This is a genomic window from Pasteurella atlantica, assembly GCF_963693435.1.
In the GTDB taxonomy this organism is placed as follows: Bacteria; Pseudomonadota; Gammaproteobacteria; order Enterobacterales; family Pasteurellaceae; genus Phocoenobacter; species Phocoenobacter atlanticus.
In genome coordinates this window covers 1524582-1542675 of the sequence record NZ_OY856306.1, presented here as the reverse complement: position 1 = coordinate 1542675, position 18094 = coordinate 1524582, and the positions used below count along the sequence as shown (strand labels likewise).

The window sequence follows — 18094 nt, the reverse complement described above, 5'->3', positions numbered from 1 at the left end:
ATTATCGAATTATTAACAACAAAAGAGGCTTTAAAATGATTACATTACACCACCTAGAAAACTCACAATCTTTTCGCATTATTTGGTTGCTTGAAGAACTTAATGTACCTTATGAATTAAAGGTATATGCACGTGATAAAAAAACAATGCTTGCCCCAGAGGAATATAAGGCATTACATCCCGCAGGCACTGCACCGATTATTACAGATGGCGATGTTGTGTTAGCAGAAACCAATGCAATTGTGGATTATATTTTAGATAAATATAGTGAAGAAGGGAAGAGACTGCGTCCTGCACAAGGTGATAAAAATCGCGTGCCTTATTTATACTGGTTCCACGCAGGGCAGGGAAGTTTAATGCCAATGTTATTGATGGTGTTTATTTTTAATTCAATGACAGAAAAAACACCTTTCTTAATACGTCCATTGATTAAACGTGTCACCCAAACTGCCGCAACATTTTTTCCAATGCCACGTATTAAAAAATTACTTGGCTATATGAATGATCAACTAGAAGAAAATCAATTTTTAGCTGGCGATGAACTTACTGCAGCAGATATCGTGACAAGCTTTGAATTATTGACTATTAATCGTTTGAAATTATTTAATTTTCAGCGAGATTTTCCAAATATTGCAGATTATGTAGAGAGAGTTGAGGCGATTGAGTCTTATAAGAAAGCATTAGCAAAAAGTGAAGCGTTGTAATTATATTTTTGCAAATTTTTATTAAAATGTAACCGCTTGTTTATCAAATAAGCGGTTATTTTTTGTTTAAATTATAGAATAAAATTGAAGTGTCTAAAACTTTACTTTATCATTCTCTTGTTCATTTAATTAAATTATAGAGGCAAAAATGAAAGCATTAGCATTTAATGGTAAAGGCGGTGAGTATTTCAAAATTTGGATAGTGAATGTGTTATTAACTATCGTGACTTTGGGATTGTATTACCCTTGGGCAAAAGTGCGTACAACTCGTTATTTTTACGGAAATACCGAGTATCAAGGACGCACTTTAGATTATCACGCAACAGGGAGACAGTTGCTAGTAGGTTATATTATTGGTTTAGTGTTAGTGATTAGCTATGGTGTATTAAGTCAACTCACTCCAGCTCTTTCGTTAATTTTACCTCTATTACTATTTGTGGTTGCACCTTGGTTAATTTGGCGTAGTTTGATGTTTAATGCTCGAATGACCAGTTTTAGTAATGTGAGATTCAGTTTTGAAGGAGGCTTAGGACGAGCTTATTTAATTTATTTATGGCTACCAATATTGATTTTTTTGGTTTTTCTTTTACCAGTTATAGCAAGTAGTACGGTGAGTGCCTATATGTTTCAGAATAATTTTACACAGGCTATGAGTGGCAATGAAAATCCAGTGAGTCTTTTTGTCTTGCCTATAATTACTGGTATTGTTGGCTTTGTTATAGCACTTGTTTTATCTGTTTATATTATGGTTATAAGAAAGAAAAAAGAGATTGAATATACTATTGGTGGTTTGAAATTTGGGCAAGGTGAATTTTCCGTTAATGTGACTAAAAAGAAACTCTTTATGATTTATGTGAAAGCAGCATTGATTACTCTTCTTGTTGGTGGCGTTTTTGTAGCAGGTTTTATAGCATTAGGTTTCGATTTATCAGGAATGAACCGCTATGATCTTGCTTATGAAATGGAAACTAACCCTATATTTATCACAATGTTTATTTTAATCTATGCAGGCTTCTTAATATTCTCTCTATTTATTGGTGCCTATATTTATAGTCGCCAGCGTCAATATGTTTATCAAAATATGCTACTTGATGATAAGGTTTGTTTTAAATCAACCATTACTGCAAAAGGTTTATTTGGAACAATGATTACCAATATGTTACTCGTTATTTTTACCTTTGGTATTGGCTCATCTTGGGCGGCGGTAAGAATGTCTCGCTATGTTGTTACCAATACGTGGATTGATGATGGCAATGTTAATATTGATGATTATTTAACCCAAAAAGTAAAAGAGCAATCTGCAATTGGTGAAGAAATTGGGGATGCTTTTGATATTGATGTCGGTGTTGGTTTTTAATGTTAATAACAGGTCGATGGTTTCCTAAAGGTAGTGCTGCACAGTGTGAAGCAACGCTAACCGTTGCTTGCGATGATAAAATTGTTCATCGTGAGCAACAAAATCGTATTTATAGTGTTGAAATTTCCAATGGTGAAACACTGACAGGAGAAATCCATCAACTTGTTATTGAGCCTAGATTAGGTAATCTTGAACGAAAAATAGAGCTAGCGGATGGCTCTATTTTTATTACTTCTGATAATAATTCTGTTGATACGCTAATTGCTAATACTAAAAGTAATCGCTTTTTCTTATGGTTACATCGTCAAGAAAGTAGTTTTAAACGTATTATTCTATTTACCCTGATTGTGGTTGTCTTTGCCTTGAGTTTCTTACAATGGGGTGTGCCTTGGGTAAGTCAAAAAATTGCCTATATTGTTCCTACCGAAATTAGACAAGTTCTTGGTGAGCAAACCTTAGAATTTGTTGATGAATTTATGTTAGAAGAGAGTAAGTTAGATGACAAAACGAAAGCACGTATTCAACAACGTTTTAAAGATAAATTATTACCTTTGCTCCCTGATAATGATGTAAACTATCAACTTCGTTTTAGACGTTTCTCCCTAGATGATGATATTGAATTAGCGAATGCCTTTGCGTTGCCCTCTGGTGATATTATAGTGACAGATAGACTGGTAGAAATCAGTCAAAATTCTGATGAGATAGATGCTGTTTTATTACACGAAGTCGGGCATATTGTTAATCGTCACGGCTTGCAGTCTGTAGTACAAAAATCATTAATGACTGTGATTGTACTTTCTGTTGTGGGCGATACTGATGGACTGGCAGATTTAGTGGTGGGATTAGGTACCGCTGTCGTTGCCAATCGTTATTCTCGAGATCACGAAACAGAGGCAGATGAATTTGCATTTAATAAAATGTTACAGGCTCGTATTGATCCTAAATCTTTTGCAAAAATTCTTAATCGAATAGAGGCAGATAGTAAACTTTTGTCTTCAACAAAAGAAGAGCCGATTTTAGACAACTCACAACAGGGTAGTGACTTATTTTCTACTCACCCAAATACCCAAAAACGAGCAGAGCAGGCAGAGCGTTATAGTCAATGTTATAAACAAGGATTATCTGTTTGTGAATAAATTGATATGGAATACACACTACTTTTATGTATTGATTTTTAAAAATTAATAATAAATAATGTAAAAAATAGAAATTATTCCCCCACCCTAACCCTCCCCCGCAAGCGGGAGGAGGGGATCTATTTTTTCTGTGAGCGAGATATGGATTATTCCTCTATCCGCTTGTGGAGAGAGGCTAGGAGGGGAACATTTAATGGATACTAACTATGTCATACAATTTAAACAATATTGAAAAAGTCATTGCAAATAAATTACAAGAAGCAGTGCATATTTATAAAAATAGAGAATTGAAAGTCTTAGATATTGGCATTTTTCCTTGGCATAAATCTATTGAAATTTCCCTTTTATTTTCAGATGAAAAGGTGGATGTTGATGATATTGCTGCTTGGGAAAATTACAACTTTTCAGATATATATGAAGGCAAATGGCAAGAAGCTCAAATAATCGGTGATGAGATGTATCAGGTGTGGGAAAAAGAGTGTAATGTTATTCCAATATTGGAAGATTTTGCAGAAGCGGTTAGTTCTGATACCGTCACAAATATAATTAAAATGTTTAATTTAGCACCAGATTTTGTTGTGCAACTATTAAATCCTGATGATAGTGAAAGTAAGAATTTTATCTCTAAAAAATTTAATTAACTTCTTGAGATTTCACAATGAATAAAGCCATCAAACGAATAAGTTATTTTTTCATTTTTGGTATTTTAACCCTTGTCACTCAAATTGGCGGGGTGATTTTTTTACTTTCTCTATTTTTATCAAAACGTATTAAAAAAGTCATCAAATTACAGGGCTCAATGATTTTTATCACCCTGTATTTATTCTCAACATTCTTTGTTATTCCTTTTGTTGCCCCCTTTTTTGGAAGAGAAGCCGTACAGCATAATACTAAAATAAAACCTGTTACTTTTATGACGGATTTATTAAACAGAAATTATGTCAAACCAAAATTAAATCAATTATTACAACAAGTTGCAAAAGAGTTAAAAGGAACAGATATTGAAATCCACTATTTAGATGCGAGTTTTCCTTTTATAAACAAATTTCCCCTATTGCCCCATTTCAGCCATAACGATGGTAAAAAACTAGATATCAGTTTAATTTATGAAACCCCAAATGGCATAATCACCAATAAACAAAAGTCGAATAGTGGCTATGGGGTATTTGAAGCTCCAAAACTTTATGAAAAGAATCAAATTGAAAGGTGTTTTAAAAAAGGTTATTTTCAATATGATTATCCGAAATATTTAACCTTTGGTACGATAAATAACGAGTTAGTTTTTTCTACTAAAGGTACGAAAAAATTGATTAATACGGTGTTAAACAATAATAGTTTAGGAAAATTATTTATTGAACCTCATCTAAAAGATCGAATGAAGTTACATCATCGAAAAATTAGGTATCACGGCTGTAGAGCAGTTAGGCACGATGATCATATACATATTCAGTTAAAATAAACTTTATTATAGCGGTGACTTGTTGAACAAAATTTGCAAAAAATGTTGAACAAGTGACCGCTTATATTTAAGTGCAAGTAGTTTTTAAAAATGTGAAGCAAGAGTTATCACCGCAATCCCAATAAGAGGAATGGCGAACCATTGCATAGGGATCCAGAAAAGCGTGTGTTTTTTCTTTAAAATAACAGTTTCATTCGTTTCAGGATCAATAAGTTCTTTCCCTTTTCCACCATTTAGTTTTGAACCCACTAGCCATACGGCGATAGCAGATAATGTTGCGGCAATATCAAAAATATATGCACCAAATGATGTTGCCACTAAAGTGGATTGTACTGCAGCGAATATGATAAGTGGAATAAGGGCGGCTAAAAATCCAAATCCTTGCCAAATAATAAACATTTTTTTACCTCGTTATTTAAGTTTTGTGAATGAAGTGTTATATTGTACCCCCCCCCTTTCCTATGTCAATTTTGATTTGAATAAAATAGTAAGGAAAAATAACGAATGAAAACTGCCCTAAAAATACTCAAAAAATTATTGTTACTAACTGCTGTTTTAGTGATAATCGGGGTTTTATATGTGAATTTACATCCAACTTTTGGAGATGATCCAAATGCAGAGAGTATGGATAAAATTCAACAATCTACGCACTTTGATGGAGAGCATTTTCAAAACTTAATTCCGACCAATGCGACTTCAATTGGAATGGCACAAGGTGAGCGAAAAATAGATCGTTTGGCGTTAACAATGAATTTTATTTTTCCGCCAAAGGGTAAAAATCCAGATAAACCGCTAATCACTAAAAAGTTAAATTCATTAAATAATGGTGAGTTTGTATGGTTAGGGCATTCTACGGTATTGTTTAAAACCAATAATACAACGATTATAACGGATCCTGTTTTTCATAATGCTTCTCCGATTCCATTTTTAGTTGAACCTTTTGAAATGACTAATACCCCCAAAGTGGCAGATTTACCTTTTATTGATGTGGTATTGATTTCACACGATCATTATGATCATTTAGATTATCAAGGCATTAAGCAAATGAACGCCAAAGTGGGGCATTTTTATGTACCTTTAGGGGTTAAAGCACATTTGTTGCGTTGGGGAGTGGTGAATGAAAAAGTCACTGAATATGATTGGTATGAAGAGGTAAACTTTAATCATATCCAATTTGTTTTTGCTCCTAGTCGCCATTTTAGTGGCAGAGGGATTTTTAATCATCGTCAGACTTTATGGGGTTCGTGGGCAATTATTGCTCCAAAACTTAAAGCTTACTTTAGCGGAGACGGGGGTTACTCCCCTGAATTTGCAAAAATTGGACAGCGTTTTGGTGGTTTTGATATCGCCTTTATGGAAGATGGGGCTTATAACGAAAGTTGGAAAGATGTTCATATGCTACCAGAACAAACCGCTCAGGCGAGTATTGACATTCAAACTAAAGTGGTTTTACCGATACATTGGGGCAAGTTTGATTTATCCACTCATCAATGGAATGAACCTGTGCAACGTATTGCAAAAGCTTTACAAACTTATAATGATAAGGTTTCAGAACAAGATAAAATTAAATTAGTCACCCCTAGAATTGGTGAAATTTTTAATTTGAATAAGTTACCTAAACTAGAATGGTGGGAAGAGTAAATTATATTTTAAAGTATTGATTATAGCGGTTACTTGTTGAGTAAAATTTGCAAAAATATCAGCATACGAGATTAAAGGAATAAATATGAATTGGGATGAACTATTTTTACTGCTTAATGATTTTAAGTTCTTTTGTTTTTTCTATCGAAATAATGAAAATAGAAATGCGTATAGTGGTAGAATTTTTATGAAAAATCAACCAGATAATGAATATGGAACCTATGATAATTTATCGGAAATTATTATTCCTAAAGTACATTATTTTACTCCTACTTCTGAATCTAAAGTTGAAAGTAATATTGATGGAATTTACCTGTTATTGAAAAACTCCAGAATTAAAAAATATTTTACTTTAGACAAAAGCAATGAAGAGTTAATTATCTCTAAGTGTTTAGATAAAGCTTAAATGAATTAGGAAAAGATAAAATGAATACCTTTTATACGAAAGAAGACATAATAGCAGCAGATTTATATCATTATTATTATGAGTGGATTGACTTTTTAGATTTTATATATGAACCGTCAAAAGTTATTGAAAATTATGCGTTTATTGAAGCTGATGTAAAAGAAAAATTTGTATCAGTGGGGTGGGATCAAGAGAATAATATTGGTTTGATATGGATTCCTCCTTTTGCGGTAGGTAGTATTGTTTTAGGTGGTGAACAAGCCTTTTTAGAAAAATATCGCCCAAAACAATGTGAAGAGGGGAACTTACGGACTGATTGGTGGACAAAAGGATTGTTATTGTTTCACGTTAAGAATAAATCAGATGGAACATCTATAATTTTATCTCCAATAGAGTTGGAAATACCGAATTATGGGGTGTAAATAAAAAATCATGGGGAAAAATCGTACTTGAAATCCCCCCCCTCCTAGCCTCCCCCCGCCAAAGCGGAGGGAGGAACGATTATATAAGCTAAAAATTCCCTCCTCCGCTTGCGGGGGAGGGTGAGGGAGGGGGAATATTTAAGTTAAAAGTATGCCGTCACCCTTGTCAGAATTATATAAACCACCTCGTTTTGTTCTCGATAATATACTAGGATTAAATTAAACAACAGGATGAAAATAATGAAAACACAATTTAAACAAATACTTCTTGCAGGTTTATGTACTGCATTGTTTAGTGGAGGGGCTATTGCCGAGCCAAACACTCAAAACAAACAAATTCCAGTTTCACAACAAATGCAACATCAGAAAAACCTTGTTGAAGTGGCTTTTGTACTGGATACAACAGGTTCTATGAGATCGTTGATTGATGGAGCAAAAAAGAAAATTTGGTCTATTGCGAATACCATTGTTGATATTAATCCAAATGCAGAAATTCGTATGGCATTGGTAGCCTATCGTGATCGTGGTGATGATTATGTAGTAAAGACTGTACATAATTTGGATACGGATGTGCAATCACTTTATTCTGCATTAACAAGGCTTGATGCTGATGGTGGTGGAGATATGCCAGAGTCAGTGAATGAAGCACTTGATAAGGGCGTTAATAAGCTGCAATGGAGTACCGATAAGAATGCTAAGCGTGTTTTATTCTTAGTGGGTGATGCACCACCACATATGGATTATTTAGACGAAAAACAATATCCTGCGATTATTACTGAAGCAACGGAGAAAAGTATTCTTGTAAATACAGTGCAAGCAGGGGATAGCAGAGCGACCAAAAAAGTATGGAAAAAAATGGCACGTTTAGGTAAAGGTACGTATTTAGCTATTCCGCAAGATGGTGGTCAAGTTGTACAAATTGATACGCCTTATGATGATGAAATTTTAAGAAAGCAAGAAGCGTTGGATACAACGATTATTGTCTATGGTGATCATAGCGTACAAGCTGAAGTCGTTTCTAAAATGCGAGTGCGTAGTGCGGCACCTAAAACAACACAAGTTGATAATGCAAGTTACTATGCCAAGAAAAAAGGCGTTAAAAAAGTTATTTCTGGAGCGGGTGACTTAGTGGCTGATATTAAAAATAAAGAAGTGGCACTAGAGGAACTAGAAGAGAGCAAATTACCTGAAGTGTTAAAAAATAAAAGCACAAAGGAAAAGCAAGCCATTATTCAAGAGAAGTTAAAAAAACGTCAATCATTAGAAGCGGAAATCGCTACTTTAGTTAAGCAGCGAGATGACTACTTGAAACAGCATAAAACAGAAAAGCCTGATTCATTTGATGGCGTAGTCAAAGAAACGTTAAGTAAACAGTTAAAGGATAAATAGATAACACAGCCTTACTTTTTTGAGTAAGGCTGTTTTTTTCTAATTCTATAACAGAATAAGCAGTTATGTTACAATAGAATAGAGTTAATTTTAATCAGGAAATGATAATGAAAAAAATCGTAATATTAACCACAATCACACTGATTGCAGGTTGTAAAAATTTAGAAAATCTTCAACTACCTCAAGAGGTAATGCAACAACTTCCCTCTGTTATGCAAAATACCTCATTATCACAAATGGATATTGCAACAGCGTTACGTCAAGCACTGAATAATGGTGTAAATCATCAGGTAAGTAAATTAACCGCAGTTGATGGTTTCTATAAAAATAAATTGGTTAAAATTGCATTACCAAAAGAGTTACAGATGGTTAATGATACTTTGCATAAAGTTGGATTAGGACATATTGCAGAAAAAGGCGTTAAAGCACTAAATAGAAGTGCTGAAGATGCAGTTAAAACCGCAACCCCTATTTTTGTTAATGCGATTAAAAATATTAGTTTTAGTGATGCTAAAAATATTTTAATGGGTAGCGATAATGCGGCAACACAGTATTTACAAACACAAACCTTTAATCAGTTATATCGTCAATTTAATCCTGTTATTAAGAAATCATTTACCAAAGTGGGTGCGGATACCATTTGGCAAAACGTGATTTCACAATATAACAATATTCCTTTTGTGAATAAGGTGAATCCAAATTTAAATGATTATGTGACTAACGAAGCCTTAAAAGGCGTATTTACAATGATTGCTAAAGAAGAGCAGGGAATCCGTCATAATGTTGGATTGCGTAATACTCGCTTATTAAAACAAGTGTTTAGTTTGCAAGATTATAAATAATTAAAAGATATCTTTTAAAAAAGCCCTTTTCAACTGAGAAGGGCTTTTTTTATAGTAAAAATAGCGGGTAGATAGATTGAAAAATTTGCAAATTTATAGAGACTATTGAAGTTTGCAAAATTGTATTGCTAATGTTATTGTTATGTAAAAAATAGATATAAAAATAAACAGGAGCAATGGAGTGACAGAGAAACAAACACAGTCTTTTTTATCAAAAATAATTTATGCCACCTTTGCAGTCTTACCCCTTGCAATATCTGCTATTCCTTGGGGAATTTTATGTGGCACCTTGTCAATTCAAACAGGGTTGAGCAGTATGCAAGCTCAAATTATGTCATTATTGGTATTTTCAGGCACCATTCAACTTTCAGGAATTGCTATTTTAGGTGCTGGTGGTAGCTGGTTGGGATTAGTGAATAATACTGTGATGATTGGGGCTCGTTATTCTTTATATGCGGCGACCTATCAAAGAGAAATCGAAAAGTTGCCGTTGATTAAACGAATGTTTTTTGCTTTCTTCTTAATTGATGAAATTTTTGTTATTGCACAAACAGAACAGTTTAAAAAAGGTTATCTTGATTATACCCACGTTGTCATTAGTGGCGTTATATTTTATGTGATATGGAATATGGCGACATTTAGTGGTATTTATTTTGCTCAAGTTGTGCAAGATATTGATCAGTTTGGGCTTGATTTCACTATTGTTGCAACCTTCGTGGCAATGATGGTACCAATGATCAAAAATAAAGCCATTCTTATTGCGGCGATGACGAGTGGCGTGTGTATTTTATTTTTCAGTTATTTAGCTGTTGAACAAGGATTAGTCATTTCCACCTTAATTGGTATGTTAGTGGGTTATTCATTAGATAGAAGGGGAGTACAATGATTTCATCATCTTATTTTACGATTGCGATTTTAGTAATGGCAGTTATCACATTTTTAATTCGTTATCTCTTTTTTACCCGTAGTTTTAAAATTAATTTAAGTAATAAAGTTCGATCGATCCTACTTTTTACCGCACCTTGTGTGTTAACGGCAATGTTTACCCCCGTACTCTTTCAAGATTTTATTGCTACTAAGCAAGTAACTGTATTGATTGATAGTAGCTACTTTTGGGCAGGTATTTGTGCCATTTTATTTAGTATTTTTATTAAGCATACCTTTACGGTAATTATTTTAAGTATGGTAGCTTTTTATGGATTAAGAACATTTTTATAGCCCTTTTTATGACAATAATAAGCGGTAACATTACAACGAAAATTTGCAAATAATAATTGAAAGAGTAGAGAATAAACAGAATGATAAAAAAAGAACAGCAATTTTCAAGAAATATATCAGCAATTTTAGCTGTATTACCCTTAGCTCTCTCCTGCGTACCTTGGGGAATTTTATGTGGTACATTGTCGATACAAGCAGGGCTTAGCAATATACAAGCTCAAATGATGTCTTTATGTATTTTTGCAGGGGCGGCACAGTTATCTGGCATTGCTATTTTAGGGGCTGGGGGCAGTTGGTTAGCATTAATTAATAGCACTGTAATGATTGGTTCTCGCCACCTTTTATATTCTGCCACTTATCATAATGAGATAGTGAAATTACCTTTAATTAAACGTGTTTTTTTCGCTTTTTTATTAACCGATGAAATGTTTGTTATTTCTCAAGCAGAGCAATTTAAAAAAGGCTATTTTGATTATTGGTATGCCATTATTGCTGGTTTTACATTTTATCTTATATGGAATATTGCGACTTTCTCAGGCATCTATTTTGCTCACTTATTACAAGATGTCGATCAACTAGGTTTAGATTTTGCTATTGCAGCCACATTTATTGCAATGGTTATTCCTATGATTAAAACAAAAGTGGTGTTGATTGCGGTGATGACGAGTGGAATAAGCATTTTGGTATTAAATTATTTCACCTTTGCTGTTGAGCAAGGGTTAGTTATTTCTGCTTTGATTGGAATGATTGTGGGGTATTGGTTAGATCAGCTTGATAATTAAAATAATTACTCTACCTATGAACCTCTGTTGGACAACTAATGCCAAATCATTTGTATAATACTACTGTGAACAACGTTTTTTATAATTTGCAAAAAGTGGCAAAGATCGTACCGCCATAAAAATAACTAAAGTGGAAAAAATAGTATTAATATTGTACTATCCAAACAAAGCTTAATGATAGGAGCAAAAATGAAACGTATTTTAATCAGTCAAACGGGTGATACAGAAAGCCTTGCTGTTGTAGAAGAAAATGGTAGCTGTGAAGTTATTCGATCCCAAAGAACAGGGCTTTTTGATGTAAATAACAATGTAGAACTTGAGACAGTTGAGGTGACACAACAGAATTTTGAGCAGATTCAGTCAGAGGTAGCAGAACTAAGAAGAGCAGGATTTGATGTTGATGATACGGGTTTACAAGAATTCTTAAAAGAGTTACAAACAGAAAATACACCGAATAATCAAGATGAGGCGTTTTTTAATACGCTATTAGAGAAGAGTGCTCAAACAACTTTTGAAAAGTTATTAGAACGATTAGATGACGATGTAAAAGAGATTTTAGTGAACAATGAAAAATTGTATCAAGATACTGTTATATTTTTGTCTCAAAATGCCCCTGATTATTGTTCTCTTGTTATGCGTTATCAAGACGATGAAGACTTATTTAAAAAATACATTCCTATGCATTCTTTTATTGAACATAATTATATTGAAAATCCTTTATGCGATCAGAAACCACCACAAAATAGTGTTGATGATGAGAGTTATACTAAAAAATCGAAAAAGGTGAATACTAAGCCGATAAAAATCTCAAATCAAAGCTTGGTGCAGGAAGGGAGCAAACAAACACCGCTTAAATTGGTTGCATTGGTTATGATTGTTGCAGTATTACTTTGGGTATTTATTAAAATTTAAAACAAATTAACAAAAGGAAAATAAATAATATGAAACTTGAAAATTTAACAAATCAAGAATTTGAACAATTAAAAAACTACAAAAATAAAATGGTAAGAAAGGTATTGGGAATAAGTCTATTTTCAGCAGCTATTTTTCTTGTCATTTTTTCAATACCTAAAAGGTTTCTTCCTATAAAAAGTTTCTATTTGAGACATAATTTAGATTTAAACCTTTTTCAATCACAAGGAATTGTAATTTGTTCGGTCATTATCATTGCTGTTACATTACTTATGTTTGTAATGGCATATTTTTATTATAGACTGCCTAAATTGGCAAAAGATATTAAAGAAAGTAAAAAAGTAAAACTGCAAGTCACGATAACAAAAATAGAAAAACCAAGTCCATCTTTGGAGCAAATGGATATTTCTTTTAAGCCATCCTACAATTCAATAAAGAAAATTTTGTTTATTGAAAAAATAAACTTGTTTGGTTTAAAGGTAGGGCAAAAAGTAGAAATAGTTGCAACTAAAAATGCGTTATATCCTTTTAGTATAAGCTCTGTCGCAGAGTAAATTATGAGGAAAATAAACCTTTTAGAAATCCACTTGATTAAAGCAACGTTTAGTTTTATGCATAATTATATTTATCCGTAACAGTATAAGAATACCTATTAAAAAATAATTTAAAAGAAAAATGAAAGCAAGTACCTTAGAAACGATATTTTTAATTTTTACTTTGATATCTTATGTACCAATAATAAGTATTCCTTTTGTTTTAGGAGAATTACTAAAGAAAAATAATTTCTTCATTTTATTATTGTTATCGATTGTTTTAACTTTCCTTTTTTCAACTGTTTCTATTTATTGGACTGAAAAATTATCTAATGAATTTATGTATGACATATATGGTTTTAATTCTTATGGAATGTCAGATACTGAGCATTGGATTAAAGAAATCAGCATTGATAATAAAAAGACAATAGAGCGTATTTATTATCGAAGTATGGGAATTGGTTGGAATTTAAAACTTATCATATCTTATATTATGTTGGTAATACCATATAATTTAATTACTTGCGGAATAATATATAAAAGGAAAATACATTAATGTAGTATAGTAAGAAATGGTCAGGCACTTGGCTTAAACTTTGTAAATTTTAAACTACCAAAATCTTATTTTTTATTCGGTCACCATTTATACTTATATACTTAAGCCGTTAGCAGTAGTTAAACAAATAGAACTTAAAAGAGGAAGTTTTGGAAAAAAGAATTAGTTATCATACAAATTTTATCGTTCAAATTATAGGATTTTTTGAGCAAGAATATGCTAAGCCGTTCGAAGAATTAGTCAATACCTTATCTATGAAATACACCCTTGTTAATGTAAAGGAAAATACAGATTTTTTTCATTTAGCAGTATTGTTTATATGTAATGAACAGAGTTATATGAGTGTAAGAAAAAAACTTTCTTATTTTAATAAAGGTAAGAATTGTGAAATAAATGCTACAATTATCATACCAACAAGTGATGAAGTTGAGTGGGGATTTAAGCTGAGAAAAGGTCAAAAAAAAGATAATTATTCTGGACTAAAATCAACAAAAACAGTGTATGTGGAAAATAATATAGACTATACGCAGTTTACCTCAATGAATGATTATTTTACCTATTGCTGCGATAAGATTCTAAATATATTGATTGACAATGAGGTGGTACATTTGCAAATAAAATAAGAAAATGTTACTTTTATGAAATATTTATTATTAATTAGATAGAGGATTATTATGAATAAGAACAAAATAAAAGCACTAATAAGTTTGGCTGTGGTTGGTTTGTTGAGTGTGTCGCAAGTAAATGCACAAGGCTATCACTATAGTCAAGAAACTATTGATACCGTTTATGATATGAAAAAAGTAACCTATGCTGATTTGGTAGGTTGGACACATACAAGCGTAAAAGACGCTCACAATAAAGCAATTCTTGATGTTTATTTTCAAATAGGAAAAGTAGTCAAGGGTAAAGTAAATGGTGCGATATATCTAAAAGAAGGTAAGGTACAATGCTATACCAAAGAATCAAGCGGAGAATTATATGTCGATGATTTTAATTTTCTTGAATATTTCAAGTCATTTGACCGAAGTTTTAACCAAGGTTACAAAGGCTATGAGATAAAAAAACTCGGCAAGAACTACTACCAAATGAAACTTCAAAGCAAAGTAACCGTTGTGATGAAACACTTAACGAAAAAACCACATTTGGAGTTGTGTAAATAATAGAGTTAGGTGTAGAATCCAAGTTTTAGGCTTTTTTATCCGCTATTAGTTTATAGAGCTAACTTATACTACTATTTTAGGTTGCAAAGTTGAAAATACAGATGTTATTCCCAACGGAATGGTTGCAAAAACTATTGAAGACGGTAATTATGAAAAATTTATTGCCAAAGGTGATTTAACCAAAGGTGCGGTTTATGAAGCGTGGGCTAAGATTTGGAATACTGATTTAGATAGACTATACACGGCAGATTTTGAAATATATGGCGAAAAAGCACAAAATCCTACAGATGCGGAAGTAGAAATTTTGGTTGCTATTAAATGAAAAAAATGAGCAAGTTGAAAATAACCACAAATCCAGAGTTTGAAACAAAGTTGGAAAGTTATCCCGATTTTGTACGAGATAAAATGAAAGATTTAAGGGAACTTGTCATTGAAACTGCCGAAGAAGTTCCAGAGATTACAGATTTAGAAGAAACATTAAAATGGGGAGAACCAAGTTTCTTAACCAAAACAGGAAGTACCTTGCGAATGGATTGGAAAAAAAAGACCCCAAACCAATATCAAATGTATTTTAAATGTACAAGTAGGTTGGTGGAAACTTTTAAATTGGTATTTGGAAAGTTATTTGAATATGAAAACAATAGAGCCATTATTTTTCAGCTTGACCAAGAAATACCTGTTGTACAACTAAAAAAGTGTATAAAAGCAACCTTAATGTATCATAAGGTAAAAGACGATTTAACATTGGGGATATAAAATGCCAGTGGCTAAGTCCAGTGCTGAAATTAAAGTTTTCGTTTTTTTGCTACGCTATATTATTAATGGATGGTTACTATTGCAAAAAATAATAAAAATCGTACCGCTATAAAGCACTCAAAACAGCCTGTTTGATACGCAATATTTCATCAAAATCTGCTTGAATAATTTGATTATCATAATCACTGTTGCTACCCATAGCTATGTCAGTCTGTAGTGTTTTATTTTGTTGTACTTTTTTGGCAGAAAAATGAATATTCTCTATCCCCGTCGCCTTAACGATCTCTAACGCATTTTCAGAAGTGACCCCTGCCCCTGCCATTATCTGAATACGTCCTTTGCTTTGTTGCACAAGTTGAGCGATATTTTCCTTGCCTAGCCAAGCTGTTTTTTTCAAGCCAGAAGTCAGTAAACGAGTACAACCAAGATCAATAATTTGCTCCAATGCAGTTTTAGGATTTTGGCATAAATCAAAAGCACGATGAAAGGTGATTTCTAAACTGTCAGCAGCTGAAATCAGTTTTTTACAAGCCTGAATATCAATATCGTTATTTTCTGTTAAACAGCCAATAACGACACCATCAACCCCTAAGTCTTTGGCAATTAAAATATCGTTAATCATTATCTCAATTTCAGCCTGATTAAACACAAAATTACCCGCACGAGGTCGGATCATTACGTGATGGGATAGGTTGTTAAAATGAAGTGCTTGTTTAATTAATCCATAAGAAGGAGTTAATCCTCCCGCTGCTAAAGCAGAGCAGAGTTCTACACGATCAACCTTGGCTTTGCTTGCGGTTTGGACGGATTGGATATTGTCAATGCAGAGTTCGAATTTCATTTTTTTCTAAGTTGTATAAGTATTTGGCTTATATTTTATTGAGATATCAACGCTAATTTATACATATAAAATTTTATTCAAATGCCATTTTAAAACGTTTTTTAGGGTCACTAAACTTAACTAAATTAGGTTCAAAAAAGTTTGGGTCATAAGGTGTATAATCTTTAGCATGGTTCTCTAACCAAGATATCATATCATCGTAGGACGGATGTTTTTTATCTGATAGAATGTCGAGTAATTCATCATATCCCATAGGACCGCCACAATCTTCTGGTGGACAAGCCCTTTCTCCTTTGGTACAAATTGGATATTTAATTCCCTTCTCTGCAAGGAATTTTCCTTCTAGTGTTATTTTATGCTCCCAGCCATCGCCAAAATCATATTCATAGCTCGCATTAATTCCTAGTTCTCTAAAATAATCACTTATTTTAATATCCCAACCAGCTAAAGTATCATTTTCATCGAATGGTATTCCAATAACAGTATATTTTCTTTTATGTGGTTGTTTGATCATAAATTGATGTAGATGATAATCTAACCATCCCATTGAATCTTGAATAGCAATGTGTAGATCCCAAAAACTATAGTTCTCAGGAACTTGAATACGTCGCCAAATTGTTGGTGAACTATCCAATAATTCAATTTTAAATTGTAAAATAATCTTTTGTTTCATTTTTTTCTCCGATTCTATTATCTAGTTTTCAATGCGAGATAATTATAATAGAATTGTCTCAAATGTCTGCTTTCCATTGATACGATAAATTGTGAAATCACGATCAATGGTCGCAATTGTTTTAATTCCCATTTTTTCAGCAAGTAAAACAAGGCAAGAGTCAGCAAAATCCATTGGTAAATCACGGTATTTATCAGTTAGGGCTTTAATTCTGACAAAATCAGTTTGTTGAATATCCGCAATTTGTATTCCTCCACGAGAAATCCATTCTAAAAAATCTAGTTGAGCATTTCTATTAAAGTCGAGTAGATGTAATACTTCTGTTACAGATGCAAGAGTTGTTATCAATGTGCTTTTGTTATTTTGGATAAATTCTATCGTCTTATTGTGATATCTGTCAGAGGCATCAAATAGAGCAATTAAAGGTCCGCTATCAATTAGAATCTGTTGCATATTTAGCTCGAATTTTGTTTTTGAGAATATCTTTTCTATCTACAGATAGATTACCTTTTCCACTCGTATATTTTCCAAATAAATCTTCACCAGTTTGCCAAGCAGTTTGTGTTTTTTGTGCTTCGATATAGTTGATAATACTTTTTCTGATAAATTCAGAACGTGTAAAGCCCAGCTTTTTTGCTGCTGTATTAACTTGTTGTTCTAGTATTGGGTCAAGTCTAAGTGTAATCATTTTTTACCTTACTATTTATTTGCGTATTACAAATTGTAATACAGTGGTGGGATTATGTCAATTATTCTCTGACCACTTTTGTGATTAATAGGGTAAAATTATACTTTAATTAGGGAAGATAGTATCTAAAATATAATAAAAATCAAAAGATTATATTAATTAACATAGGGGTATCAGAAAACACAGTTTGTGTATATTCACTTGTTATTCTATATAAAAAGCCTCACAAAACATTATTAGGCATAAATATAGCGGTTACATTCCGTTCAAAATTTACAATTTTTATGCTTACTTTTATTAATAGTACCTACATAATAATTATTGATTTTTAAAACTCAATAGGTAAAGGTTTACGGTTTCTCTCAGGGTAAAATCATAATTGAATAAAAAATACACACATTAATAAAATAACTGTTTATTTTAATTTGGGAATAAACTTTATTGCTATCTTTCAAGTGTAAATAAACATTCATAATCAAAGAGCTTTGTTTGATATTTAACCTTTAAAAAAAATAAATAATTAAAATATTATAAGTTTAAAAGTATAATTTTGCCCTGTTTTCTTGATAACTTAATAATATATAACTGTTGTTAAGTTGTTTTTTTTTTGTACAAT

The 18094-nt window shown here is 32.3% G+C and carries 25 protein-coding genes; 20 read left to right on the top strand and 5 right to left on the bottom strand.

Going from position 1 to position 18094, the window contains the following annotated elements; genetic code table 11:
- Positions 1 to 35 precede the first annotated feature (35 nt).
- From U9966_RS07340 to U9966_RS07320, 5 genes are all read left to right on the top strand, one after another.
- Entirely contained in the window at positions 36 to 704 is a 669-nt protein-coding gene (locus tag U9966_RS07340; RefSeq protein WP_306347035.1) for a glutathione S-transferase family protein, read from the top strand.
- Between the two features lie 148 nt (positions 705 to 852).
- Positions 853 to 2061: a YjgN family protein gene (locus U9966_RS07335; protein ID WP_306347034.1), complete on the top strand. Its 1209-nt coding sequence runs from the start codon at positions 853 to 855 to the stop codon at positions 2059 to 2061.
- Positions 2061 to 3197 (top strand): M48 family metallopeptidase, encoded by a 1137-nt coding sequence (locus U9966_RS07330; RefSeq protein ID WP_306347033.1) that lies wholly within the window; start codon positions 2061 to 2063, stop codon positions 3195 to 3197. The genes U9966_RS07335 and U9966_RS07330 overlap by 1 nt, the downstream gene beginning before the upstream one ends.
- A gap of 206 nt (positions 3198 to 3403) precedes the next feature.
- Positions 3404 to 3838 (top strand): hypothetical protein, encoded by a 435-nt coding sequence (locus tag U9966_RS07325; RefSeq protein ID WP_306347032.1) that lies wholly within the window; start codon positions 3404 to 3406, stop codon positions 3836 to 3838.
- A gap of 17 nt (positions 3839 to 3855) precedes the next feature.
- Positions 3856 to 4656 carry a hypothetical protein gene (locus U9966_RS07320; protein ID WP_306347031.1) on the top strand — a complete coding sequence of 267 codons (801 nt, stop codon included), beginning with the start codon at positions 3856 to 3858 and terminating at the stop codon, positions 4654 to 4656.
- A gap of 84 nt (positions 4657 to 4740) precedes the next feature.
- Here U9966_RS07320 and U9966_RS07315 read toward each other — a convergent pair whose 3' ends face one another.
- The gene (locus U9966_RS07315) at positions 4741 to 5055 is read right to left on the bottom strand and encodes a hypothetical protein (protein ID WP_306347030.1); all 315 of its coding nucleotides are present in this window, start codon (positions 5053 to 5055) and stop codon (positions 4741 to 4743) included.
- A 105-nt stretch (positions 5056 to 5160) separates the two neighbouring features.
- On the opposite strand from U9966_RS07315, the gene U9966_RS07310 reads away from it, so the two are divergent.
- From U9966_RS07310 to U9966_RS07240, 15 genes are all read left to right on the top strand, one after another.
- A complete protein-coding gene (locus U9966_RS07310) occupies positions 5161 to 6297 on the top strand; it encodes an MBL fold metallo-hydrolase (RefSeq protein WP_306347029.1) in 1137 nt (378 codons plus the stop codon).
- A gap of 85 nt (positions 6298 to 6382) precedes the next feature.
- On the top strand, positions 6383 to 6703 hold the full coding sequence (locus tag U9966_RS07305) for a hypothetical protein (RefSeq protein WP_306347028.1): 321 nt from the start codon (positions 6383 to 6385) through the stop codon (positions 6701 to 6703).
- Positions 6704 to 6723: 20 nt separating this feature from the next.
- Positions 6724 to 7125 carry a hypothetical protein gene (locus U9966_RS07300; RefSeq protein WP_306347027.1) on the top strand — a complete coding sequence of 134 codons (402 nt, stop codon included), beginning with the start codon at positions 6724 to 6726 and terminating at the stop codon, positions 7123 to 7125.
- 240 nt (positions 7126 to 7365) lie between these two features.
- Positions 7366 to 8514 carry a vWA domain-containing protein gene (locus U9966_RS07295; protein ID WP_306347026.1) on the top strand — a complete coding sequence of 383 codons (1149 nt, stop codon included), beginning with the start codon at positions 7366 to 7368 and terminating at the stop codon, positions 8512 to 8514.
- Between the two features lie 107 nt (positions 8515 to 8621).
- The gene (locus U9966_RS07290; RefSeq protein ID WP_306347025.1) at positions 8622 to 9356 is read left to right on the top strand and encodes a DUF4197 domain-containing protein; all 735 of its coding nucleotides are present in this window, start codon (positions 8622 to 8624) and stop codon (positions 9354 to 9356) included.
- Positions 9357 to 9537: 181 nt separating this feature from the next.
- Positions 9538 to 10242, top strand: a complete 705-nt coding sequence (locus U9966_RS07285) for an AzlC family ABC transporter permease (protein WP_306347024.1) — start codon at positions 9538 to 9540, stop codon at positions 10240 to 10242.
- Complete coding sequence (locus U9966_RS07280; RefSeq protein WP_306347023.1) at positions 10239 to 10574, top strand: AzlD domain-containing protein; 336 nt, start codon at positions 10239 to 10241, stop codon at positions 10572 to 10574. The genes U9966_RS07285 and U9966_RS07280 overlap by 4 nt, the downstream gene beginning before the upstream one ends.
- Positions 10575 to 10654: 80 nt before the next feature.
- The gene (locus tag U9966_RS07275; RefSeq protein WP_306347022.1) at positions 10655 to 11356 is read left to right on the top strand and encodes an AzlC family ABC transporter permease; all 702 of its coding nucleotides are present in this window, start codon (positions 10655 to 10657) and stop codon (positions 11354 to 11356) included.
- Positions 11357 to 11545: 189 nt separating this feature from the next.
- A complete protein-coding gene (locus U9966_RS07270; RefSeq protein WP_306347021.1) occupies positions 11546 to 12268 on the top strand; it encodes a ribonuclease E/G in 723 nt (240 codons plus the stop codon).
- A 29-nt stretch (positions 12269 to 12297) separates the two neighbouring features.
- A complete protein-coding gene (locus tag U9966_RS07265) occupies positions 12298 to 12822 on the top strand; it encodes a hypothetical protein (RefSeq protein WP_306347020.1) in 525 nt (174 codons plus the stop codon).
- Positions 12823 to 12943: 121 nt separating this feature from the next.
- The gene (locus U9966_RS07260) at positions 12944 to 13357 is read left to right on the top strand and encodes a hypothetical protein (protein WP_306347019.1); all 414 of its coding nucleotides are present in this window, start codon (positions 12944 to 12946) and stop codon (positions 13355 to 13357) included.
- A gap of 149 nt (positions 13358 to 13506) precedes the next feature.
- Entirely contained in the window at positions 13507 to 13980 is a 474-nt protein-coding gene (gene imm9 / locus U9966_RS07255; RefSeq protein ID WP_306347018.1) for an Imm9 family immunity protein, read from the top strand.
- 51 nt (positions 13981 to 14031) lie between these two features.
- Entirely contained in the window at positions 14032 to 14520 is a 489-nt protein-coding gene (locus tag U9966_RS07250) for a hypothetical protein (protein WP_306347017.1), read from the top strand.
- A gap of 118 nt (positions 14521 to 14638) precedes the next feature.
- Complete coding sequence (locus tag U9966_RS07245) at positions 14639 to 14842, top strand: GyrI-like domain-containing protein (RefSeq protein WP_322631692.1); 204 nt, start codon at positions 14639 to 14641, stop codon at positions 14840 to 14842.
- Positions 14843 to 14847: 5 nt separating this feature from the next.
- A complete protein-coding gene (locus U9966_RS07240; RefSeq protein WP_322631691.1) occupies positions 14848 to 15276 on the top strand; it encodes a DUF1801 domain-containing protein in 429 nt (142 codons plus the stop codon).
- A gap of 106 nt (positions 15277 to 15382) precedes the next feature.
- Here the strand turns inward: U9966_RS07240 and U9966_RS07235 are convergent, their stop codons facing one another.
- From U9966_RS07235 to U9966_RS07220, 4 genes are all read right to left on the bottom strand, one after another.
- Entirely contained in the window at positions 15383 to 16117 is a 735-nt protein-coding gene (locus tag U9966_RS07235) for a copper homeostasis protein CutC (protein ID WP_306347015.1), read from the bottom strand.
- Positions 16118 to 16190: 73 nt separating this feature from the next.
- A complete protein-coding gene (locus U9966_RS07230) occupies positions 16191 to 16790 on the bottom strand; it encodes a plasmid pRiA4b ORF-3 family protein (RefSeq protein ID WP_306347014.1) in 600 nt (199 codons plus the stop codon).
- Between the two features lie 42 nt (positions 16791 to 16832).
- Entirely contained in the window at positions 16833 to 17243 is a 411-nt protein-coding gene (locus tag U9966_RS07225; RefSeq protein WP_306347013.1) for a type II toxin-antitoxin system VapC family toxin, read from the bottom strand.
- A complete protein-coding gene (locus U9966_RS07220; RefSeq protein WP_306347012.1) occupies positions 17224 to 17478 on the bottom strand; it encodes a ribbon-helix-helix domain-containing protein in 255 nt (84 codons plus the stop codon). The genes U9966_RS07225 and U9966_RS07220 overlap by 20 nt, the downstream gene beginning before the upstream one ends.
- Between the last annotated feature and the right edge of the window lie 616 nt (positions 17479 to 18094).